We start from the raw sequence: 22,558 nt of genomic DNA on the forward strand, positions 1-22,558 counted from the left end.
CAAGCGAAGAAGTTAATATAACTAAAGTAGATAGATACTTAGAAACTTAAAAAATATTATCAGATATTTTCCAAATTCAGTTAGTGCGTAGGAATACGAATTAACGACCAAATTTGCTTGGTGACAATAGCGTTTTGGACCCACCTGACTCCATGCCGAACTCAGTAGTGAAACGAAACAGCGCCGATGATAGTGTAGCATTTGCTATGTGAAAGTAGGACATTACCAGGCTTCAAATACAAGAAAGCCCGATTCGAAAGAGTCGGGTTTTTTTACGTCTATAGAAAAGTAAAATTAAGTATTTCTTTCTTTAAAGCGGAGCGTCTCCTAAGCGAAGCGCCTCTTTGTGAATAGTGTTTTGACTATCAAATACATTGAGCGATGGTAGTGCAACACTTTATTGTGACTCTCCACTGCTGTGGGCATCACGACATTACTAGGCTTCAAATAAGAGAAACCCGTCACAGCAATGTGACGGGTTTTTTGCTGTTTGGACTAAAGCAGATAGATCAAACTAAGCCATATTCGCTCATCTATTTCTTCATAACTACTAAATACATAAAATGATTAGATGTAGAGTATTGCCCTAGTCAACTCCATATTTCTCAATTGGACTAAATGCAGCAAGGTAAAAAAGTGTATGGCATTAAAAATAGAGCGCCTGTTTTAGATACTCTAATTTAGATTTCAACACGTTCCTTATATCTATCATCGACTCTTAATAGTTATTGATTTAAGCTAATTAAAATTTAATCGTGCGTACTACGTTTTAAGAGTATGCCTAATATAAAAATAACAAAGGCTTCAATATGGATAATTATCCACAAGGTATTTTTTGCTGGTCAGAGCTATGTACACATAATTGGAAAGAGGGTAAAGCTTTTTATACGTCTTTATTTGACTGGGGTACTGATGATCAACCTATAGGCGATGATCTATTTTATACTATGTTACAAAAAGAGAATGACGACATTGCCGCCATGTATGAAATGCCAAAAGAGCAAATTCAAGAGGGTATTCTAAGCAGTTGGTTAACATATATTGCGGTAGACGATGTGGATGAATGCGCATTAAAAGCGAAACAATTCGGAGCTGAAATAATTGCAGGTCCTCATAATGTTATGAATGCTGGCCGGATGTTAATGCTTACTGATCCGGGTGGAGCAACAGTTGCTTTGTGGCAAGGTAGAGAACATAAAGGGTGCAAGCGTCTCTCAGAGCTATCAACGCCTTATTGGCATGAGTTAGCTACACGCAACAGTAAAATTAGTAACGAGTTTTATTGTGCTTTACTGGGATGGAAAAGTGAAATAAAACCAATGGATGGTATGGATTACACATTATTCATGGTGGATGGTAAGCCTGTTGCTGGAATGCTTGAAATGAATAATGAATGGCCTGAGGAGGTTCCTCCTCATTGGATGATTTATTTTTTAGTTGATAACTGCGATTCAACAGCCAACAAGGCACAGGAACTGGGAGCTCAATTATGTGTACCTTCTACTACAGTACCTGAAGTTGGTCGGTTTGCCGTTCTTTGCGATCCTCAAGGTGCTGTTTTTTCGGTGATCCAAACGAAAGATTAAAGCGTTTACAATATGTTGATAAGTGCATGAGAGGATTGTCTTGCACTTAGCTACTTTGGGTATTGGCATTAACGTTTTATTTTTTGTTATTTTGTTATAATGCCAGTTATATAAATTATGCATGTTGAGTAGACAATGGAATTTGAACAAGATAGCAATTTAACCCTTCCTTTATTTCTATTAAATGAGTCTTTAAGTGATAGAGATTTAGAACAGCCTGATTTTGAAATATTAATACCACTTGATGATGATTTACTTGCTCAAATTTGCCAAAACCCTTCCGAGGATAGCAGCATAGCTATTACAGTAACAGATTATGAATTATTGATTACAGACCCTGCTTATACTCCTGTGTTAGAGCAACCGCACAGTGCGCAAATAACATTAATTCATGGTCCTGTTCTAAGTGTTGTGCTCAATACTGAGAACCAAGATGTATTTATATCTCCGCAAATGGATATGATGCCGACCTTTGATTTGGGTGATGAAGACTAATGAACAAACTCATAGGTATTGTTATATTAGTTTTTCTCAGTGGTTGTGCGTACTTAGGTAATGCTCATTACAATGAGATATTTGGCACTGAACAACCTCAGCAGAGAATTGTTTCTCACAATACAGGCGAAGGGGCTAATTTTTTACAAAATGTAAAACCGGTGCTTGATACACGCTGTGTTGTTTGTCATGGTTGTTATGATGCACCTTGTCAGTTAAAACTATCATCCCCAGAAGGGATAGATAGAGGTGTAAGTAAAGACCTTGTTTACGATGGTACTCGTTTACTTGCTACAACCCCAAGTCGGCTATTGTTTGATGCGACAACCACGCAGCAATGGCGAGAAAGGAATTTTACTCCAGTTTTAAATGAGCGGATCCAAACTCAAGAAGCTAACTTGGCTGGTAGCGTGCTGTTTAATAGTTTAGTGCTAAAGCAAAGTCATGAATTACCTGCAAATGAAATATTAGGTGATGAGTTTGATTTTTCGCTGAGCCGCTCTCAAACCTGTGCCTCTATGGGTGAGTTTGATCAATTAGCGAGTGAGCAACCTCATGCTGGTATGCCTTATGGATTACCGGGTGTATCTCGTGATGAGTTTAATCATTTGCAGAAATGGCTAAAAGCAGGTGGAAAGATGGCGCACATCGACCCGCCAACTGAGTTTGAGCTTGAGCAGGTTAAGCGTTGGGAAGCTTTTTTAAACCAAGATGCTTTGAAGTATCAGTTATCGGCTCGCTATATATACGAGCATTGGTTTTTAGCTCATATATATTTTGACCAAAAGACCCCTGATAACTTTTTTAAGCTTGTTCGTTCGAGCACACCTCCAGGCGAAAAAATAAAATTAATAAGCACACGTCGACCTTATGACGACCCTAAAGTTAACCGTGTTTACTACCGATTTTTGCATGATCGCAGCACTGTTTTATCTAAAACTCACTTACCTCTTAAGCTAAATGATGAAAAGTTGACGCGCTTGTACCAACAGTTCATTGCACCAGAGTATACGGTTAAAAGCATGCCAAGCTACAAGGCAGAGTCTGCATCTAATCCGTTTAAAACGTTTGAAGTGATCCCTATTGATTCTAAATATCAATTTATGCTTGATGAAGCAGAGTTAATTATTATGGGCTTTATTAAAGGGCCAGTATGCCGTGGTCAAATTGCGTTAAATGTGATTAACGACCACTTTTGGGTTGCTTTTGCTGACCCCAAAAAGGTGGCAACCCCAGCGGTTGGACAAATGATAATGCAGCATGAGGACGCACTTGAATTACCCGCCGCAGAGGAAAGTAATGCATTTCCTATTGCTAACTGGGTTAAATACTCAGCTCTGGAGCAAAAATATTTAAAAGCAAAGGTCAATTTAGCTAATGAGATGTTTAAAGGTGGCGAGCATTTAACAACAGATCTATTGTGGAAAGGAGATGGCCACAATAAAAATGCAGCACTGACTATATTTCGTCATTTTGACAGCGCCACCGTGGTGAAAGGTTTTATTGGTCAAGAGCCAAAAACAACTTGGATTTTAGATTATGCCTTATTTGAGCGAATTCATTATTTGCTGGTTGCTGGTTTTGATGTTTACGGCAATATTGGGCATCAACTGGTAACGCGTTTGTATATGGATTTTTTACGCTTAGAAGGAGAGCAAAACTTCTTAGCATTATTACCTGAAAGTAAACGAGATAAAATTAAAGGCCAGTGGTATCGAAAATCACCCCCAAGCCTTGCTGAGTTTTTTAAAAATAATCGTGAGTTTAGTCAGCCAAGCGGTATAACTTATAAAACAAACAATCCTCAAAAAGAGTTATATGCACTAATTAAAGAGGCGCTAAGCCCAGTGCTAAGCGAGCACTACGATTATAAACAAGTACCTAAATCACTAAGTGCCATTAATGCTATGCCTGCAAAAGCAGTAAACTTACTACCGCAGTTATCGTTTGTGTTAGTAAAGCAAGATGACGATAGCCATAAGGCTTACACGATTATTCATCATAACGCACATTACAATATTTCGAGCTTATTAAATGAAGACGGTCAACGAGCTTTTGACGAAGACACGGCAACAATCGTCCCCGGTTTTATAGGTGACTACCCAGCTTCCATTTGGTATTTGAATAATGAACAACAGGTTGAGGCTTTTGCTGAACAGTTACCTATGATGCAAGTTGAAGCTGACTACGCAGCTTTAAAAACTAAGTTTGGTATTAGACGTTCTCATCCACAGTTTTGGCAATACAGCGATATTTTGCACGCTACAGCAAAAAAATACCATGGTATTGAATACGGGTTGTTCGATTACAATCGTTTAGAAAATAGATAGTAAATCCTCTTATATAGCCCAGCTTTGAGTTGGGCTTTTTTATATTTATAGATTAAGCATAGATATTGATGTAATTGGACTACACTTAAACCAAAAAATTAGGCTAACTATGTTTGAAGTTGTTGCAAATATTCGCCTACGTAATCGGTGGGCATTAATCGCTATTGCGCTATTAATTAGTGTTTCTGTATCACTAATGCAGTACTTTTTTTCAGTACAAAAAAATGATGCAAACATTATTAACATTGCTGGTAAACAGCGAATGCTGTCGCAAAAAATTGCATGGCATGGTGATAAGTTATTAACCTCGCAAGTACCTAGTACAGATCATCAGCAGTCTTTAGATGCATCGCTCAGCCTATTTAAAGCAAACCATCAATATTTATTGTTAAAAAACGATAATGGTCAATATAAATACCTCAGCCCTGAGCTTATCAAGTTATATATACAATCACCTATTGAGCTAGATTTGCGCGTGCAAAAATTTATCCAGCAGGTAGAAGGGCTACTGTATAAACAGGAAAAAATAGACCCCAATGTGTTTTCTGTTAAGCGAATGGAAGAGTTACTAAAGTATTTAGATCAAGCTGTTGGCTTATTTGAAAAAGAGTCCGTAAAAAAAGTGGCGTGGGTGTCTTCAGCCGAGCTATTTTTTTGGTTGCTAACTATGTTATTGCTTATTGGTGTATTGCGCTTTGTGTTCATACCGATGGAAAAGCAGATCACTAAGGCGTTATCAAAGTATCAACAGCAAAAAGATTTTGCGCAGCAAGTGAGCAAAAATAAAGAACACTTTATAGCTCGAGCAAGTCATGAGTTTAGAACGCCTCTACAAGGCTTTATTGCCTCGATTAATTCGTTAGAGGTCAGTAATAGCCAAAAATCGATTAAAACACAGGCCTCTTATTGCGCATCAAGAATAATAGCAATGCTTGACGAGCTACAAGATTTACAGGCGCTTAGTTTAGGTCGTTGGGCATTGAAACCGTCAAATGAAAACTTACTTCAGTCATTCAATAAAGTGCTTTTAGGGTATGAATTTGGTTACAGTCAAAAAGGCATTACCTTAGTTACAACTCTTGATTCGACACTTGATCAAGCTATAAAACTAGATCATCAACGCTTTCAGCAAGTGTTAGCTGAGTTAGTTGGCAACGCATTAAAGTTTACAGAAGAGGGGGCTGTTACTGTTAAGGCTTGTGTTAGCAATAAGCAATTAACAGTAAGAATCACGGATACAGGTTCAGGATTAACCAAGCCAGTCAGCAAGTTAACTTTTAATTCATCTAACCAAAATAATCACTTTCAAGGGTTAAGAACAGGCCTTGCAAGGGTGCAGTACATTGTTGATGCTTTTGACGGAAATATTGTGTTTGAAAATACATCGCAAAATGGGGTGCGCGTTACGCTGAAAATGCCCGTTGTGATTGATGAAAGTGCACCTTCGTTAAGTGCGTTGTTACCTAAAAATCTGCATTGTTTAGTTGTTGAAGATAACCCGTTAAACATGCACATATTAACGCGTATTCTTTCACAACTTAACTACAGCTATGAATGTGCAGAAAACGGAAAGGTCGCCTGCGAGATGGCCACTAAAAACGAATACCAGGTTATTTTTATGGATTTAAATATGCCAATAATGGATGGCTTTGAGGCTATTAAAAAAATACGCATTTTTGACGCTAATACGCCTATTATTGTGGTTACCGCTAATACATCTACAGAGGATATGAAGTTAGTTTATGAGTATGGCGCCAGTGGGCATATTCATAAACCAATTGGTAAGCAAGCAATTGTCGATGCGCTAGTTAATGTATGTATGAGCAGTGAAATAAATTAAAAATGTGTAAAATACGCTGACTTACATAATTAGCCTGATGTTAACTTGGCAGTACAGTAAGTGCTATGATGTAGGCAAATCGACACTGTTTGCAGTGCTAATTGATAAGGTTAAATTAGTACTGCAAGCATAGAAGCACCTTACCCAAATGAAGTTATTGCTACCTGAGATACAATTTTTTTAGGTTTTAGAATGTTTTTTATATTTTTTATTAATACTTTCTATTGCGTAAATAATAATTTCGATCACAAGAAGTAAAGAAGCAATGATTAACCCACCACTTGGTTTAAAGTGTCCCTCTTGATAGTAATATATTCCACTTATAAAAAGCATGGAGAGAAAAAATAAAATCTCGAATTGAATACGTTTCATAATCCACCTAAATATTATTAGCTTACGCAGGGTAACTATTTACGTAAGCTTTATTGGAGTTCTTAGTTTTAAAGACGAGTAACACTAAAACCTTTGTCTTTTAGCTGCTTAATTAAGCCATGTTGCTCTGGTAAGTGCAGTGCACCTACCGCTATAAATAGTTTTTCGTTGCTTAAGCGAGGCACTAATTGCTCAATCCATTTATTATTTCGACTAACCAGCATGACTTGCTCGCTTATTTCACCGTAATTACTATCGTCAAAGCTCATATTGTAGTACTCGGTAAGCGTATCCATATCGCCATTTTTCCACGCGTTTACTAGCTTAATAAAGTAAGTATTAATGTCGGCAAGCTGCTCGAAGGTTTCTTCGATCATTTCGTTACTTAATAGCGCCATACCATCAAACATTTGTAACTGCTGCTCTAAGGTTTCTAGTTCGCTTATTTTTATATTTTGCTCTTTAGCGTAAGCAAGTACTTGCTTGTCTATGCCTGTTTGATCAGAAAATCCTGCATTTTGAAATTCAATTTGCATCATAGTTACCATTACAGCCCACGGTTTGAAGGTGTTAAACATGGCAATATCAATCGACTTTTTTGCAAAGTAATCTTTAAGCTTTTTGTAGTTTTGTTTTGATAGTTCTGTTTGTAATGTTTTGCCATTTTTTAGCATCATTAATGGCATAGAGCGCTGTTGCATCTCAAATGGAGTAAGTTTACTAATATCCACTTCCACAACCACTTCATTACTTTGTTCAATGGCTTGAGTTATATTTTCAGGCAAGCCTTTCACACTGGCATCACCTACGTGAACAGTGCCAAATAAATAAGATGTTGTGCCGTTTTTTTCTATTTTATATAAAGCTGGTGTTGCAAGGCTATTAAAGCTTAGTACTGTAAGCAGCACCATAATGAAAAAGTAACTAATACGAGGTATCGGTTTCATGGTTTGTCCTTCAAATCCTGTTGTTGAGTTAAACAAATACTAACCTAAATTTGCCTATACAGCAGTGCTAAATTCAGTATTTATCAAACGTCTTTTGTGAGGGTATTGGTACTAATGTGCGCTGAGTGGAGTGTTTGTTCTATTTACGTTTTTTGATTTTGTACAGTCGCAAGCCATAATCATTAAAACTATTCGGAAGAGCTAAATACTATCTGTATAAAAAAATTAATTTAATTTTTACTAAAACTCAAAAATTAATCAAACCATAAATGGGGAATATAAGAATAGTGAATTTCTATACTTTAAATTAAAACATAAAAATTCCTTTATGGTTGTATTTAGTGAATTTTAAAACCACTTAATTTGGGTTTTAGTGCTTTTTTTGAATTGAGTTTGGTGTTGACTTAAGCCGCTCAGCGCGGTACTAATACATAACAGAGCGAAAGATGAGCTTTCGCAACAGATTATTTAAATTTGGTGTTAATTACATGCTTACAACTGCACTTAAACTAGTCCTGATTATTATCGTGGTGATTATTTCCGCGAGGGCTTTGTAGTGCTGTAAACTTGAGCATTAAAAAGCCCTCCGCACTTAACAGTTCGGAGGGCTTTTTAGTTTTAAGGGTAAAAATTAATTAGGTTGTCACTGAAGAATGAGGATTTATTAATGACAGGCGCAGAACTCACAATCGACTTATTAGCCAAACACGGCGTAAAAGAGGTATTTGGCTACCCTGGTGGAGCCATTATGCCAATTTACGATGCGCTGTATGGTGCGCCAGTCAAGCATTACCTCACTCGCCACGAGCAAGGTGCTGGTTTTGCTGCTGTAGGTTATGCCCGCAGCACAGGTAAATTAGGCGTATGTTTAGCAACATCAGGCCCTGGGGCAACTAATCTAATAACAGCACTTGCCGATGCAATGATGGACTCAGTACCATTATTAGCAATTACTGGCCAAGTACCTACTGCAGCTATTGGCTCTGATGCATTTCAAGAAGTAGATGTGCTAGGTATGTCACTTTCGTGCACAAAACACAGTTACATGGTAGAGCGTCCAGGAGATTTAGCCGAAATACTGCAAGAGGCTATGCACTTAGCCCAAAGTGGTCGCCCTGGTCCTGTACTTGTCGATATTCCAAAAGACATTCAAATGGCGCAAGTGCCTTTTAAACCTTGGCTCGCCGCTGATGAATACTTACCACAGCTTGATTTAAACCAAGTTGCTATTGCAAATCAGTTATTAAGTGAAGCAAAGCAGCCAGTTGCATATGTTGGCGGCGGCGTGCAAGCCGCTGATGCGCAAAATGAGTTAATGCAGTTTTTAAATAAAACGCAAATGCCAGCAGTATCAACACTTAAGGCATTAGGCAGTGTATTACCCGATTACGAACATTACTTAGGTATGCTAGGTATGCACGGTACACAAGCCGCTAATATAGCCGTGCAAGAGTGCGATGTATTAGTGTGTATAGGCGCTCGTTTTGATGACCGCGTAACGGGTAACTTAGCTAAATTTGCAGCCAAAGCAAAAGTAATCCACTTAGATATAGATGCAGCTGAAGTAGGTAAACGAAAACCTGCTAAGGCCTCGTTAGTTGCAGACTTAAAAACATCATTACCGGCACTTGAGTGCTTTGTAACCCCTAAAGCATGGTGCGATACAAATAAGCATTTAAGCGTAAAGCATGCGTGGCGCTACGACTACCCAGGCGAAAAAGTATTTGCCCCGTATTTATTGAACCAATTAAGCCAGCGTATGCCAAAAACAGGCGTAGTGTGCTGTGATGTGGGTCAGCATCAAATGTGGGTAGCGCAACACATGAAGTTTAGCCACCCGAGCAACCATTTAAGTAGTGGTGGTGCAGGCACAATGGGCTTTGGTTTACCAGCAGCCATAGGTGCACAAGTGGCGCGCCCGGATGATTTTGTAATAACTGTGTCGGGTGATGGCTCAATCATGATGAACATTCAAGAGCTTGCTACTATTCGTCGTAACAATTTACCAGTAAAAATACTAATATTAGATAACCAACGCTTAGGTATGGTTCGTCAATGGCAGGAGCTATTTTTTGAAGGACGTTACTCTGAAACAAACCTTTCAGATAACCCTGATTTTGTTCAATTAGCCGCTGTATTTGGTATTCCTGGGCAAACAATTACACATGTAAATCAAGTTGATGATGCAATAACTGCATTAGTTAACAGCAAAGGCCCGTATATATTACATGCCTGTATAGACGATAAAGAAAACGTATGGCCACTTGTACCACCTGGGGCTGCAAATGACGAAATGATTACGGAGAAAGCACAATGAAACACAGCCTAACTATTGCATTAAAGAGCCAAAGTATAGCGGTCGAGCGTATTTTACGTGTAGTGCGTCACCGTGGTTTTGATCTTACGCATTTTCAGCTCAATATGGATGATGGCCACTACAATGTTGCAATGACAGTAGATAGCGATAAACCAATCCATCTTTTAACAAGCCAGTTAAATAAGCTGGTGGACGTTAAAGAAATCACTTTACAAAATTTACAGCAGCAAGCTGTGTAATTACTAACAACACCAATTTACGAGTAATTGAATAACAGTTACTCACCAATTTTTAGAATGAGGAATGCCCGCTTACAGAGCGGCAAAACAGAGGTAACTATGGCTAAATTAAGAAGTGCAACAACAACTGAAGGACGTAAACGCGCAGGTGCACGTGCATTATGGCGCGCAACAGGCATGACCGACACAGACTTTGGTAAACCAATTATTGCTGTAGTTAACTCGTTTACGCAATTTGTACCAGGGCATGTTCACCTTAATCAGCTTAGTGAGCTAATGGCTGAAACAATTACTCAAGCGGGTGGTGTACCAAAAGAATTTAATACCATCGCTATTGATGACGGTATCGCTATGGGCCACGGTGGCATGCTTTACTCACTCCCATCACGCGACCTAATTGCCGACTCGGTTGAGTACATGGTTAACGGCCACTGCGCCGATGCGATGATCTGTATTTCTAACTGCGACAAAATTACCCCTGGGATGATGCTTGCAGCGCTACGCTTAAACATACCGGTTATTTTTGTATCGGGTGGGCCAATGGAAGCGGGTAAAACGAAACTTGCTAACATTGATATCAAATTAGATTTAGTCGATGCCATGGTAAAAGGCGCTGATGAAACAGTAAGTGATGCAGATTCAGAGCAAGTAGAGCGCTCTGCATGTCCAACTTGTGGTTCGTGTTCAGGCATGTTCACTGCAAACTCAATGAACTGTTTATTAGAGGCTATTGGCCTTGCACTACCGGGTAACGGTACAACGCTTGCAACTCATAAAGATCGTAAGCAACTATATGTAGAAGCGGGTGCGCGTATTGTTGATTTATGCCGTGAGTACTACCAAAAAGATAATCAAGACGTTCTACCACGCGCTATCGCTAACAAAACAGCGTTTATGAACTCTATGGTTGTTGATATTGCCATGGGTGGGTCATCTAATACGGTATTGCATTTATTAGCTGCGGCACAAGAAGCCGGCGTCGATTTTGACATGTCGCACATTGACGAGCTATCTCGTAAAACCCCATTTTTATGTAAAGTTGCCCCAGCAACAGCGCAGTACCACATTGAAGATGTGCATCGCGCTGGTGGCATGATGGCTATTATCCGTGAGTTGGGCAAAGCTGGTTTAGTTGATTTATCGGTAAACCACGTGGCGGGTATGACCATGGGGGAGCTTGTTAAAAAGTGGGATGCGACAGATCCTACAAACGAAGCCGCACAAAAGTTTTACCGCGCAGGCCCTGCTGGTATTCGTACTACAAAAGCAATGAGCCAAGAATGCCGTTGGGATGAAGGCGATAACGACCGTGAAAACGGTTGCATCCGCAGTGTTGAGCATGCTTTTCGTCAAGATGGCGGCTTAGCTGTGCTCTCAGGCAACTTAGCGGTTGATGGCTGTATAGTTAAAAGCGCAGGCGTTGTTGACGAAATGCTACATTTTGAAGGCACTGCAGTGGTGTATGAATCACAAGATGACTCAGTAGAAGGCATTTTAAACGACGAAGTTAAAGCCGGTGACATTGTTGTTATCCGTTACGAAGGACCTAAAGGCGGCCCAGGTATGCAAGAAATGCTGTACCCAACGAGTTACTTAAAATCAAAAGGCTTAGCTGAAAAGTGTGCATTGATCACAGATGGACGTTTCTCAGGTGGTACATCAGGCTTATCTATTGGCCACGTATCGCCAGAAGCGGCAAGCGGCGGTGCCATTGCGTATGTTGAAAATGGCGACAAAATTATCATTGATATTGCAACGCGTGAGATTACGCTTGCATTGAGCGATGAAGAACTAGAAGCGCGTAAGCAAAAGCAACTAGCACGTGGCAAGCTGGCGTACAAGCCGGTTGATCGTGAGCGCTATGTATCGTCGGCATTAAAAGCGTATGCATTACTTGCAACCAGTGCGGACAAGGGTGCAGTGCGTGACTTAGAAAAGTTGGAGGAGCTTAGCTAATTATGGTTTCTCAAGAGCTCGATTATTTTCGTGCAATTATTCAAGCAAATATGGAGCCCTTGGCTAAAGTTACTGAGGTCAGTAAAATGCCCGACCTCAGTGCGAAGTTAGGTAACCATGTTTGGTTAAAGCGTGAAGATCAGCAGCCGGTGTATTCGTTTAAACTACGGGGCGCTTTCAATAAACTTAATAAGTTGCCCAAAGGCTCGGTTGTCATTACGGCATCGGCGGGTAACCATGCTCAGGGTGTTGCATTAAGCGCTTCGCATTTAGGGCACAAGGCAACGATTGTGATGCCTGTTACAACGCCAGAAATAAAAGTTAACGCCGTACGGGCTTTAGGCGCAGAGGTGGTATTACATGGTCATCAGTTTGATGTAGCTAAAGCTCATGCGCTTGAACTTACAGAGCAGCGTAATGGCATTTTTGTTCCACCATTTGACGACCCCGACGTTATTGTTGGCCAAGGCACTGTAGCACGAGAGCTAATGCAACAACTCAATGAGCTTGATGCAGTATTTATACCTGTTGGTGGCGGTGGCTTACTGGCAGGCATGGCTGTTTATATAAAGTCACTTCGTCCTGATATCAAAGTCATTGGCGTTGAAGCCGATGAGAGCGCCTGTTTACAAGCTGCACTTAAAGCGGGTGAACCGGTAGAGCTTGACCGAGTTGGCAGTTTTGCCGATGGAGTCGCTGTTAAAATTATTGGCACAGAAACATTTCGCTTGGCTCAAAAGTTTTGTGATGAAGTGGTGACTGTAACCAGTGATGAAATATGCGCCGCCATGCAAGACATCTTCGTATCTACACGCGCTATTGCTGAGCCTTCTGGCGCTCTTGCAACAGCAGGGCTAAAAAAGTGGAGTCAGCAATCAGGTCTTAAAGGGTTAAATTTAGCGGCTATATTATCAGGGGCTAATTTAAACTTTGATCGTCTTCGTTACGTAGCAGAGCGCACTGCGCTAGGTGAAAAAAACGAAGCGTTATTAGCCGTTACCATTAAAGAAGAAAAAGGCAGTTTTAAACAGTTTTGTGCGTCTTTAGGTGGCCGTGCTATTACTGAGTTTAACTACCGCTACGCAGGCCCAGGTGAAGCGCAAATATTTGTAGGTATTGCACTGCGTCAAGGAGAGCAGGAACTCAATGAGCTTAAACAAGATCTAACTAAAAATGATTACGCGTTTTGCGACTTATCAGACAACGAACTCGCTAAATTGCACGTACGGTATATGGTTGGTGGTAAAGCACCTGAAAAACTGCATGAACGGTTGTTACGTTTTGAGTTTCCCGAATATCCCGGTGCATTAGCGCGTTTTTTAGATACACTTGGGAACGATTGGAATATCACGTTATTTCATTATCGGAGTCAAGGTGGCTCAATGGGCTATGTTTTAGCTGGCTTTGCTATTGAGCCTGAGCAATTTGAGACCTTTAACGAGCATCTAAATGACTTAGGTTATAGCGTGCAAGATGAAACGCATAACCCGTGTTTTACACAATTTTTAACGACGCAATCTCTCTCAGACAAAACCGCAAAGCTCGCTTCAGTTTAACAGCGACTCAACAGCAAGCCCCTTACAAGGGGGCTTGCTTTATCATTTGTTTTACATATAGTTACAGGTAACCACTATATTTTTGAGGAAACTTGGTTGCTACTTAAAGGATTAATACTTGGATTGTGTTGTTTTTGTTGCCAAATCGCGGCGCAAGAATCGGTCACTTTACAATTAAAATGGACACATCAGTTTCAGTTTGCTGGTTACTACATGGCCAAAGAAAAAGGGTTTTATAAAGATGTGGGTCTTGATGTAACCATAAAGCCCGCAGATCTAACAATACCTGATGCGTTTAGTGCTGTGGCTAATGGCAAAGCAGAGTTTGGTGTAGGTCACTCGGGTATTTTAAAAGAACGTATAAACGGCCAACCTTTCGTAGCAATGGCGCCTATCTTGCAATATTCACCTTATTGTTGGATGGTAAGAGACACTTCTGATATTTTTCATCCTCGTGATTTTGTAAATAAGCGCATTAGTAAAGTGAGCCACAACGATAGCAATGAGTTAATGGCTATGCTTACTCGCAGCGGAGTAAATACGCGCTTGCTTAGCGTATATAACGGTGACAACCCAAGCCAAGCCTGGATTGAAAATAGGCTTGATGCAATGCAAGTTTATTTATCTACTGAGCCCTACAATATGACTCAGAGAGGTATATCACATCGCCTAATATGTCCTCAGCGTTACGGCATAGACGTCTATGCAGATATCTTATACACCACCAGGAAAATGTTAAACACATCCCCAGAAACGGTCGAAAGATTTTATCAAGCCAGCCTAAAGGGGTGGCGCTACGCAATGATGAATATGGACGAGGCCATTGCGGTAACCCAAATACTTTACGCACCTAACAAAAGTTTCCATGAATTAGCATACGAGGCTGAAATGCTAAAAGAGTATATTATGCCAGCAACAACCAGTTTGGGGCATATGTCTATTCCAAAGTGGCGCCTAATTGCAGACTTGTACGGTATTCACCAAACTGAGTTTGACAAGGTTAAAGCCAGTTTTATTTATAAATATCAGCGGCCGGAACAAATGGAGCTATCATGGATGTTAATTGCAGCGATGATTGTGAGTGTTATTTCTATACCTCTGTATTTGCGTTTAATGTTTAGTAAAAAAATAACCGTTTAATGGCTGTTAATGTTACTGATACAATTGGTCGCCTTTTAATAAATTAAGCTGTTATGACGTTAGCCGAGCAATTTACTTCACTTGATTCTATTTTAAAGCGGACTCGCGCCTATTGGCAGTGCACCGCTTTTGACTTTGATGCGATCCCTTGGCCTGAACTGCAAGGCATATTAAACAGCCTAACCGATGAGCAAGTAGCGACACTTGATACCAAGCAGAATGAATTAATAGATTTTTTTAATCCGCATATTAAGTTACTTGATGAATTACAGCTATTATGTGAATTACCCCAAGCAGATACCCGCCGATATGATTACCCTTTTTGGATTAGTAATGGCATAAAAGGGCGTAAGTTCGAACAACTTCAAGACTTTGTGTCTGCGTTGCCAAACACAAAATTACCGGTATTAGAATGGTGTGCGGGTAAAGGGCATTTAGGTCGCATGCTGGCATTCAACGGTGCTACACATATTAATAGCCTTGAGCTGCAGGCAAATTTATGCGAACAGGGTAAAAAAAGCGCAAAGCAACAAGGCTTGGCGATACAATTTAGCCAAGTGGATGTATTACATGATGACACTACATTATTCTTTAATACTGATATGCATGCTGTGGCGCTTCATGCATGCGGCGCTTTACATCAAGCTATGATACACAAAGCAATAGCTGCAAACGTAAAGCAAATTAGCTTCTCACCGTGTTGCTATCATTTATTCACACCGAACGATTACTTGCCAATGAGCGAGCTTGCCAAGCAAAGTCAGCTTAGGTTAACTCACCGTGATTTAAAACTGGCTCTGCAAGAAACAGTAACAGCACCATCTCGAGTTGATAAAATACGAAAAATAGAACTTGAGTGGCGATTGGGCTTTGATGCGCTGAGGAGGTCAATTACCAATGAGCCGTACTACGTTAGTGTCCCCTCAGTTAATAAGGCGGTGTTCTCAGGTTCATTTAAATCATTTTGTGAGTGGGCGGGGGATAAAAAAGCATTAAAAATACCACAAGAAATTGATTATGTTCGTTTTTTATCTGAAGGCGTCGCTCGGAAAAAGGTGACTGACAGAATTGAACTGGTTCGACATGTGTTCAGAAGAGCAATTGAGGTTTGGCTTGTGCTCGATCGTGCTTTATATTTGCAACAGCATGGCTATCAAGTAAGTATTAAAACCTTTTGTGAAAAGCAGTTAACGCCTCGGAATATTTTAATTCTTGCCAATAATAACCCTTCCACCCAATAAATAGTCGTTTTGGCTTAATAAGAGATGCAATGAGAAAATTAAAAAAATTGTTCGATAATAATAAAAATTGGGCTGCGCGGACAAGCAAAGCGAACCCAGAGTTTTTTAAAATTTTGTCTATGCAGCAAAACCCAGAGTACTTATGGATTGGTTGTTCAGACTCTCGTGTACCAGCTAATCAAATAGTTGATTTATTACCGGGTGAGCTATTTGTACACCGCAATGTCGCCAATGTAGTTGTACATACTGACCACAATTGCTTATCAGTGATGCAATACGCAGTCGAAGTTTTAAAAGTTAAACACATTATGGTCGTTGGCCATTATGGGTGTGGTGGTGTTCAAGCGGTCCTGAACGATGCAAAGTTTGGCTTTATTGATAATTGGCTTCGTCATGTTGGCGATGTAAAAGAAAAGCACATAGAGCAACTCAACAGTATAAATGAAGAACAGCGATTAAGCCGCTTGATAGAACTTAACGTAATAGAGCAAGTTCGTAATGTATGTCGAACCAATATTGTGCAAGATGCATGGGAGCGAGGCCAAGACTTAACGATTCATGGATGGGTTTATGGTTTAGAAAACGGCCATTTACATGACTTAGAAGCGGTTGTAACGTGTGCAGAGGAAGAGTCAGACAGTTACAAACGTGCAATACAACATGTATTTAAAAAAGCAGGTTGTGAGTAAATAAATGACGAAAACGGCGGTTGTTATTGGCGCAACAGGTTTAGTAGGGTCTGAGCTTTTGACGGCATTACTCAGCTGTGCTGAGTATAGTAAAGTTGTTGCTATAACACGCCGAGCGTTACCACTTTCCGATAAAAAGTTAACTAACCATATTATTGATTTTGAAAAGCTGACTCAATACAGTGAGTTATTTAAAGGTGATGTGTTTTTTTCATGTTTAGGTACGACACTTAAACAAGCTGGCTCTGTTGAGGCACAGCGTAAAGTCGACTTTGATTATCAATTTATTGCCGCGCAACTTGCTTCATGTAATGGTATGAAACACTATTGCTTAGTGTCATCAAGTGGTGCAAATGCAAACAGCAGCAGTGCTTATTTAAAAATGAAGGGGCAGTTAGAGCAAGCGGTTATGCCTTTGGCGTTTAATAAAACGAGTGTTTTTCAACCGTCACTGTTATTAGGGGGGCGGGATCACTTTAGGCTAGCTGAAAAAATAGGCAGTGTTATTTTACCATTGCTTACAAAAGTTGGCGTTTTAAAGCGTTTTAAAGCGTTATAAACCCATAACAGGCAAGCAAGTTGCTGTAAAAATGTTATTGGTGAGTTTAAAGCAAGAAGAGGCGCATAAATATTATGTGCTTGATGAGCTATTTGAATAGATATTAATTTCATGTATACATAATAATGTAAAAAAAGCAGCTTAGGCTGCTTTTTTATGCGTTAAATTAATTATTCAACGTCTGTTTTTTCGCTTAGTTGCTGTTCAAGAACTGCCACTTTAGCTTCTAGCTCAGTTAGTTTTTCGCGTGTACGGATAAGTACTTGGCTTTGGATATCAAATTCTTCTCGGCTAACAAAGTCCATCTCAGCAAGCTTGTTTTGTAAAACTTGCTTTGTTTTACCTTCTAGCGTGTCTGCTAAATTTTTTACACCTTGTGGCATATTACTCGTAATTTGCTTAGCAATTTCTTCTAGTTTTGCTGGGTTGATCATAATTGTCCCTTCGGCATTGCCTAAAATGATAATGACTAATATTACCTTATACCCACTTCATTTAACACATGATCATGTTTGCGTAATTAATTATGGCAATCGCTATGCCTGTAGTAATGGTTACGTTAAAATTGCGCGTCTTTTAAATCATTCTGGTCGTTATGAAACTTAATCCAAAACAAGATGAAGCGGTAAAATATATCAGTGGCCCATGCTTAGTTCTTGCTGGTGCTGGCTCTGGAAAAACCCGCGTTATTACAAATAAAATTGCTTATTTGGTACAAAAGTGCGAGTACAAAGCACGTAATATTGCGGCTGTTACCTTTACTAATAAAGCGGCTAAAGAAATGCGTGAGCGCGTATTACAAACGCTTAGTAAGCAAGAGGCTAAAGGGTTATGGGTATCGACGTTTCATACACTGGGTTTAGAAATAATAAAAAAAGAATTGAGCACACTCGGCTTTAAACCTGGTTTTTCGTTATTTGACGATCAAGATACCAATCAGCTGTTATCGGAACTCACCGAAGATGAATTAAAAAAAGACAAAGATTTACTTAAGCTGCTAAAGATGGAAATTGGTAGCTGGAAAAACGAGCTAGTGCTGCCAGAGCAAGCAATACGTGAAGCGCGTGACGCGCAAAAATCGTTATTTGCACAGCTTTATGCCCGTTATCAAACCCAATTGCGTGCCTATAATGCATTAGATTTTGACGATCTGATTATGATCCCCACATTACTACTGACTAGTAACGCAACATCTCGTGAGCGCTGGCAGCAACGCTTTAAATACTTGCTGGTGGATGAATATCAAGATACCAATACCAGCCAGTATCAGCTTGTAAAGCTACTCGTGGGCGAGAGAGCGCGTTTTACTGTGGTGGGCGATGATGATCAATCTATTTACTCTTGGCGTGGTGCGCGTCCGCAAAATCTTGTTCTTTTAAGTAAAGATTACCCCGGACTTAGGCTTATAAAACTTGAACAAAACTACCGAAGTGCACAGCGAATACTTAAATCTGCCAATATACTCATTGCCAATAACCCGCACGATATAGAAAAAAAGCTATTTAGTGAGTTAGGTTATGGTGAGCCGATAAAAGTGATTGGTTGTCGCGACGAAGAGCATGAGTCAGAGCGTGTAGTTGCTGAAATTATTTCGCATAAATTTATGAAGCGCACAAGCTACAAAGACTACGCTATTTTGTATCGTGGAAATCACCAAGCACGCGGCTTTGAAAAGTCATTAATGAGCAACCGTATCCCTTATAAAATAAGTGGCGGCATGTCGTTTTTCGCGCGTTCAGAAATTAAAGACATAATGGCGTACTTGCGCTTACTCGTGAATCAAGATGATGACAATGCTTTTTTAAGAATTGTGAATACCCCTCGTCGTGAAATAGGTACGGTCACGCTTGAAAAGCTTGGCACCTTAGCTAATGAAAAACATCAAAGTTTGTTTGCTACCTGTTTTGATAACGACCTAGGCTACAGATTAAAAGGGCGAGGTTTTAACGCTTTAGCTGGGTTTGCTCGATGGATTGTCGAATTGTCAGACAATGCGGTACGCAGTGATACGTTAGAGGCGGTGAAAGATTTAGTGCGTAATATTAATTACGAAGCTTACCTTTACGAAACATCGCCTAGTGCTAAAGCAGCCGAAATGAGAATGAAAAATGTCTCTGAATTGTATCGTTGGATCACAGACATGCTAACTGGAGACGCTGATAACGAGCCGATGACGCTTGCCGAAGTGGTTAGTAAACTGACACTGCGCGATATGTTAGAGCGTAATGAGGAAGAAGATGAATCCGATGCTGTTCAGTTGCTTACATTGCATGCCTCTAAAGGTTTAGAGTATCCGTATGTGTTTATGGTTGGTATGGAAGAGGGGTTGCTACCTCACCAGGTTAGTATTGACGAGGATAACGTAGACGAAGAGCGTCGACTCGCTTACGTTGGTATTACTCGTGCGCAGCAAGAGTTAACACTTACATACGCAAAGATACGCCGTCAGTTTGGTGAAACCTCTGAAACAGAGTTAAGCCGATTTGTGCAAGAGTTGCCACAAGATGATTTGGCATTTGAAAACAAAAAAGCGCCAAGCTCTCAGGCAGAGCGAATGGAAAAAGGGCAGGCCAGAGTCGCAAATTTACGAGCTATGTTTAAAAAACCTGAGTGAAATCAGGCTTTTTTATAACCAAAGCTGGGCTTAAACTGATTGACTGACGTGTTCTGGCTGTGACTCAGGGCAAGCTAATGTGTGTTGTTTACCAACAAAAAATGACAAACCATGTTTATCTAATAAAGCTCTAAAATTAAGTATAGAAGGCCCTTTCGCTATTACCTTTATTTTTTTGAGCTTAGTGATAGGAAGCACACCTTGCAGTTGCAGATCGTAGCTTTCTTGCTGCAGTATACGTTTACTGAAGGTGGAGCTAAGTAGTAGATAGTCAAAGTTAACATCGGTTAATAAATTCAGTTCACATCTGTCTTTAGCAAAATTATTTAGGCCGACTGAGTACCCTAACAACGATAATTGCTTAAGGTTTTCTAGCTGGGTAGCACATGCATGGCGAATTTCTTGCTCATCAAAAAGTAAACAAAGCTGGCTTGGGCCGCGTTGTTTGTTTAATACATCAATAAATAAAGTAAATTCGTGTTTTTCGAGTAATAAGGCAGAGCAGGGTACTAGTGCCATTGCCACATTGGCGTTTATGGCCTGCGCGTAAGCACACTCTAGCAGTTGTAACTCGACTTTGAGGTGCTGCTCTTTGTCGGTGGCAAATTTTTTCAAAACGTCAAAACTGGTAAACCCTAAAATAGGGTGTTCACCAAATGCTTCAAATAGCGATTCAGATTGTTGTTGCTCATTTAAAGTAATAATTTCTGAGCTTCTAAAATTCATCGGCATTACATCAAGATGATGCAATGCTTTTTGCCTTACATCAGCAATCGATTGAGTGAGTAGCGGGTGAAATAACTCGTAACGATTTTTCCCTGAATTTTTTGCATGGTACATTGCGGCATCGGCATCACGAATAATTTCATCTGTGTGTTTATAGCTTTGTTTAGAGTAATTTATACCAATGCTCGCACCGCTTTGCAGTAAAGTACCTTTAATATTAAAAGGCTTTTTCATTAAATCGATAATACGATTAGCCACATCTTCGGCTTGTTGTGGTTCGGTTAAATGCGTTAGTAAAATAACGAATTCATCTCCACCCAAACGGGCTAATAAATCGTGCTCACGAATACATTGTGAAAAAAGCTCACTCACATTAATTAAGAACTGATCGCCAGCCTGATGGCCGAGTTGGTCGTTAATATCTTTAAATTTATCCAAGTCGATAAATAGCACAGCAAAGTGGCGGTCTGGGAAACGTTGAAAGTGCTGAAGTGTTTTTTCTAACTGAGTCAAAAATAAACTGCGGTTTGGCAAGCTTGTTAACGAGTCGTGATGAGCGTCGTGATAAAGCTGTTGCTCTATTTTTTTACGTTCTTCAATTTGCATTTGCAAATGCATATTGGTTTGTTGCAGTTCTTTTGTTTTTTCGTTTACTCTAAACTCAAGCTCTTGATGGCTTTTTGCAATGGCCTGATTAGCTAGTTTAGTTTGCAAAACAGCCGCTATTTGGTGCGATACAAAGGTAATTAATTCGTTATCGTCTTGGCTGAAAATATGCTTATTATTATATGCCTGGCACACAATAAGACCAATAACACCCTGCGATGTTTTTAAAGGTGCGCCTAGCCAGCTTGTGGCTTTTTGTTTGTTAGGAACGGGGGCTGAACGTTGTACTACGCCACTGTTTAATAGCGCTTGTGCTTTTTCTGGGTTAATAAGCTGCGTTTCTTCTGTGCTTATAACTAATTCGCTATAGCCTTTGGCAAATTGACGGGGCTCAGTGTTTTCTTTGTATTCGTCAACACAGTAAGGGAATGTTATCCAACCTGAGTCTCTGTCATATAAAGCAATGTAGAGGTTTTCTGCGTAGGTAATTGTTTTTATTATGTCATGTATTTTAACGTAAGCGTCATCAAGGTTTTTAGCTTGGGTAGCAATTTCAGATACTTTAAATAAAATTTGCTGACGTTGTAGTGCACGTTTGCGATTGGCAACTTCAAGGTTGAGTGCATCGTTACTTTGAGTGAGTGCGCGTGTACGAATTTTTACTTCTGACTCTAAATATTCACGTTTTTTTACACGCTCTATTGCCGTCGCTAAATAAAGTGACATAACTTCAAGAAGTTGTATTTGCTGAGAGTTATAACTTTGATTTACATCATAGCTTTGCGCGGCTAACACACCAATAATATTTTTTTCTTGGTACACAGGTACACCCACCCAATGCTCAGCGGGTGTCCCTAAAGCTTTGAATAAACCATCAGCGGCAGCGTCTTGCATTTGTTGTTTTGTAAAGTAAGTGGTTTTACCTTCTTTAAAAACGTAACCGGTGGCGCCTTCATCAAAGCTATTAGAGTGATTTAGTGGTACTGCAATGCCATCTTTTTCGTCAGAAAAATAAGAAAGCTCTAACGATTGGCATTGTTGGTTTTGTAAAACAACATAAAAGCTTTTACTAGGCACATACTTTTGTAAAATATCGTGTATAGCGGGATATAATAAGGTTAGCTCTGCAACGGTGCTCGCGCGCTCAGATAATTGGATAAGCGCATTTTGCAAATGGTGTGATTGCTTGTACTTTTCGAGTAGCGTTTTGAGGCGTTTATTTTGGTACGCTAATTTACTCAATGCAGGGAGTTTATCTTCCAATGATGTAACCGATATTATTATTGTATAGTTATTAGACTTATACTTTCACTTTTAGTGCTTAGCGTCAAGCTGATATTCCAAT

At 39.9% G+C, this 22,558-nt stretch carries 16 protein-coding genes, 1 rRNA gene and 1 pseudogene; 14 read left to right on the top strand and 4 right to left on the bottom strand.

Going from position 1 to position 22,558, the window contains the following annotated elements:
• Nucleotides 1–116: 116 nt before the first annotated feature.
• From rrf to KZZ04_RS11600, 5 genes are all read left to right on the top strand, one after another.
• A 5S ribosomal RNA gene (rrf, locus tag KZZ04_RS11580) occupies nt 117–231 on the top strand.
• Between the two features lie 578 nt (nt 232–809).
• Nucleotides 810–1,586, top strand: a complete 777-nt coding sequence (locus tag KZZ04_RS11585; RefSeq protein WP_219422793.1) for a VOC family protein — start codon at nt 810–812, stop codon at nt 1,584–1,586.
• Nucleotides 1,587–1,721: 135 nt separating this feature from the next.
• Nucleotides 1,722–2,081, top strand: coding sequence for a hypothetical protein (locus KZZ04_RS11590; protein ID WP_219422794.1), 360 nt, complete (start codon nt 1,722–1,724; stop codon nt 2,079–2,081).
• The gene (locus KZZ04_RS11595; RefSeq protein ID WP_219422795.1) at nt 2,081–4,411 is read left to right on the top strand and encodes a fatty acid cis/trans isomerase; all 2,331 of its coding nucleotides are present in this window, start codon (nt 2,081–2,083) and stop codon (nt 4,409–4,411) included. Before KZZ04_RS11590 ends, KZZ04_RS11595 begins: the two co-directional genes overlap by 1 nt.
• A gap of 109 nt (nt 4,412–4,520) precedes the next feature.
• Complete coding sequence (locus KZZ04_RS11600) at nt 4,521–6,251, top strand: response regulator (RefSeq protein ID WP_219422796.1); 1,731 nt, start codon at nt 4,521–4,523, stop codon at nt 6,249–6,251.
• A 180-nt stretch (nt 6,252–6,431) separates the two neighbouring features.
• On the opposite strand, the gene KZZ04_RS11605 is transcribed toward KZZ04_RS11600, so the two are convergent.
• Nucleotides 6,432–6,623: a hypothetical protein gene (locus KZZ04_RS11605; RefSeq protein ID WP_058403897.1), complete on the bottom strand. Its 192-nt coding sequence runs from the start codon at nt 6,621–6,623 to the stop codon at nt 6,432–6,434.
• 68 nt (nt 6,624–6,691) lie between these two features.
• The gene (locus KZZ04_RS11610; RefSeq protein ID WP_219422797.1) at nt 6,692–7,570 is read right to left on the bottom strand and encodes a TraB/GumN family protein; all 879 of its coding nucleotides are present in this window, start codon (nt 7,568–7,570) and stop codon (nt 6,692–6,694) included.
• A 667-nt stretch (nt 7,571–8,237) separates the two neighbouring features.
• Here KZZ04_RS11610 and ilvG point away from each other — a divergent pair.
• From ilvG to KZZ04_RS11650, 8 genes and pseudogenes are all read left to right on the top strand, one after another.
• Nucleotides 8,238–9,887 carry an acetolactate synthase 2 catalytic subunit gene (ilvG, locus tag KZZ04_RS11615; protein ID WP_219422798.1) on the top strand — a complete coding sequence of 550 codons (1,650 nt, stop codon included), beginning with the start codon at nt 8,238–8,240 and terminating at the stop codon, nt 9,885–9,887.
• Nucleotides 9,884–10,126: an acetolactate synthase 2 small subunit gene (gene ilvM / locus KZZ04_RS11620; protein ID WP_219422799.1), complete on the top strand. Its 243-nt coding sequence runs from the start codon at nt 9,884–9,886 to the stop codon at nt 10,124–10,126. Before ilvG ends, ilvM begins: the two co-directional genes overlap by 4 nt.
• A 99-nt stretch (nt 10,127–10,225) precedes the next feature.
• Complete coding sequence (gene ilvD, locus KZZ04_RS11625; protein WP_219422800.1) at nt 10,226–12,082, top strand: dihydroxy-acid dehydratase; 1,857 nt, start codon at nt 10,226–10,228, stop codon at nt 12,080–12,082.
• Between the two features lie 2 nt (nt 12,083–12,084).
• Nucleotides 12,085–13,638, top strand: a complete 1,554-nt coding sequence (ilvA, locus tag KZZ04_RS11630) for a threonine ammonia-lyase, biosynthetic (RefSeq protein ID WP_219422801.1) — start codon at nt 12,085–12,087, stop codon at nt 13,636–13,638.
• Between the two features lie 96 nt (nt 13,639–13,734).
• On the top strand, nt 13,735–14,778 hold the full coding sequence (locus KZZ04_RS11635) for an ABC transporter substrate-binding protein (RefSeq protein WP_219422802.1): 1,044 nt from the start codon (nt 13,735–13,737) through the stop codon (nt 14,776–14,778).
• A 53-nt stretch (nt 14,779–14,831) separates the two neighbouring features.
• On the top strand, nt 14,832–16,019 hold the full coding sequence (locus tag KZZ04_RS11640) for a methyltransferase (protein ID WP_219422803.1): 1,188 nt from the start codon (nt 14,832–14,834) through the stop codon (nt 16,017–16,019).
• Between the two features lie 29 nt (nt 16,020–16,048).
• Nucleotides 16,049–16,708, top strand: a complete 660-nt coding sequence (gene can, locus KZZ04_RS11645; RefSeq protein ID WP_219422804.1) for a carbonate dehydratase — start codon at nt 16,049–16,051, stop codon at nt 16,706–16,708.
• 4 nt (nt 16,709–16,712) lie between these two features.
• Nucleotides 16,713–17,367, top strand: a pseudogene (locus tag KZZ04_RS11650) (short chain dehydrogenase).
• 70 nt (nt 17,368–17,437) lie between these two features.
• Here the strand turns inward: KZZ04_RS11650 and KZZ04_RS11655 are convergent.
• A complete protein-coding gene (locus KZZ04_RS11655) occupies nt 17,438–17,701 on the bottom strand; it encodes an accessory factor UbiK family protein (RefSeq protein WP_058403888.1) in 264 nt (87 codons plus the stop codon).
• Between the two features lie 161 nt (nt 17,702–17,862).
• Between KZZ04_RS11655 and rep the strand changes: the two genes are divergently transcribed.
• A complete protein-coding gene (gene rep, locus KZZ04_RS11660) occupies nt 17,863–19,881 on the top strand; it encodes a DNA helicase Rep (RefSeq protein ID WP_058403887.1) in 2,019 nt (672 codons plus the stop codon).
• A gap of 30 nt (nt 19,882–19,911) precedes the next feature.
• Here rep and KZZ04_RS11665 read toward each other — a convergent pair whose 3' ends face one another.
• Complete coding sequence (locus KZZ04_RS11665; RefSeq protein WP_138530826.1) at nt 19,912–22,476, bottom strand: diguanylate cyclase; 2,565 nt, start codon at nt 22,474–22,476, stop codon at nt 19,912–19,914.
• Nucleotides 22,477–22,558: the final 82 nt, after the last annotated feature.

Origin of the sequence: Pseudoalteromonas sp. CR1 (assembly GCF_019392235.1) — a bacterium.
Lineage (GTDB): Bacteria > Pseudomonadota > Gammaproteobacteria > Enterobacterales > Alteromonadaceae > Pseudoalteromonas.

What these genes read in the sequence shown, in the direction of transcription:
- KZZ04_RS11585 (WP_219422793.1), top strand. Translation starts at nt 810, where the DNA reads ATGGATAATTATCCACAAGGTATTTTTTGCTGGTCAGAGCTATGTACA.
- KZZ04_RS11590 (WP_219422794.1), top strand. Translation starts at nt 1,722, where the DNA reads ATGGAATTTGAACAAGATAGCAATTTAACCCTTCCTTTATTTCTATTA.
- KZZ04_RS11595 (WP_219422795.1), top strand. Translation starts at nt 2,081, where the DNA reads ATGAACAAACTCATAGGTATTGTTATATTAGTTTTTCTCAGTGGTTGT.
- KZZ04_RS11600 (WP_219422796.1), top strand. Translation starts at nt 4,521, where the DNA reads ATGTTTGAAGTTGTTGCAAATATTCGCCTACGTAATCGGTGGGCATTA.
- KZZ04_RS11605 (WP_058403897.1), bottom strand. Translation starts at nt 6,623, where the DNA reads ATGAAACGTATTCAATTCGAGATTTTATTTTTTCTCTCCATGCTTTTT.
- KZZ04_RS11610 (WP_219422797.1), bottom strand. Translation starts at nt 7,570, where the DNA reads ATGAAACCGATACCTCGTATTAGTTACTTTTTCATTATGGTGCTGCTT.
- ilvG (WP_219422798.1), top strand. Translation starts at nt 8,238, where the DNA reads ATGACAGGCGCAGAACTCACAATCGACTTATTAGCCAAACACGGCGTA.
- ilvM (WP_219422799.1), top strand. Translation starts at nt 9,884, where the DNA reads ATGAAACACAGCCTAACTATTGCATTAAAGAGCCAAAGTATAGCGGTC.
- ilvD (WP_219422800.1), top strand. Translation starts at nt 10,226, where the DNA reads ATGGCTAAATTAAGAAGTGCAACAACAACTGAAGGACGTAAACGCGCA.
- ilvA (WP_219422801.1), top strand. Translation starts at nt 12,085, where the DNA reads ATGGTTTCTCAAGAGCTCGATTATTTTCGTGCAATTATTCAAGCAAAT.
- KZZ04_RS11640 (WP_219422803.1), top strand. Translation starts at nt 14,832, where the DNA reads ATGACGTTAGCCGAGCAATTTACTTCACTTGATTCTATTTTAAAGCGG.
- can (WP_219422804.1), top strand. Translation starts at nt 16,049, where the DNA reads ATGAGAAAATTAAAAAAATTGTTCGATAATAATAAAAATTGGGCTGCG.
- KZZ04_RS11655 (WP_058403888.1), bottom strand. Translation starts at nt 17,701, where the DNA reads ATGATCAACCCAGCAAAACTAGAAGAAATTGCTAAGCAAATTACGAGT.
- rep (WP_058403887.1), top strand. Translation starts at nt 17,863, where the DNA reads ATGAAACTTAATCCAAAACAAGATGAAGCGGTAAAATATATCAGTGGC.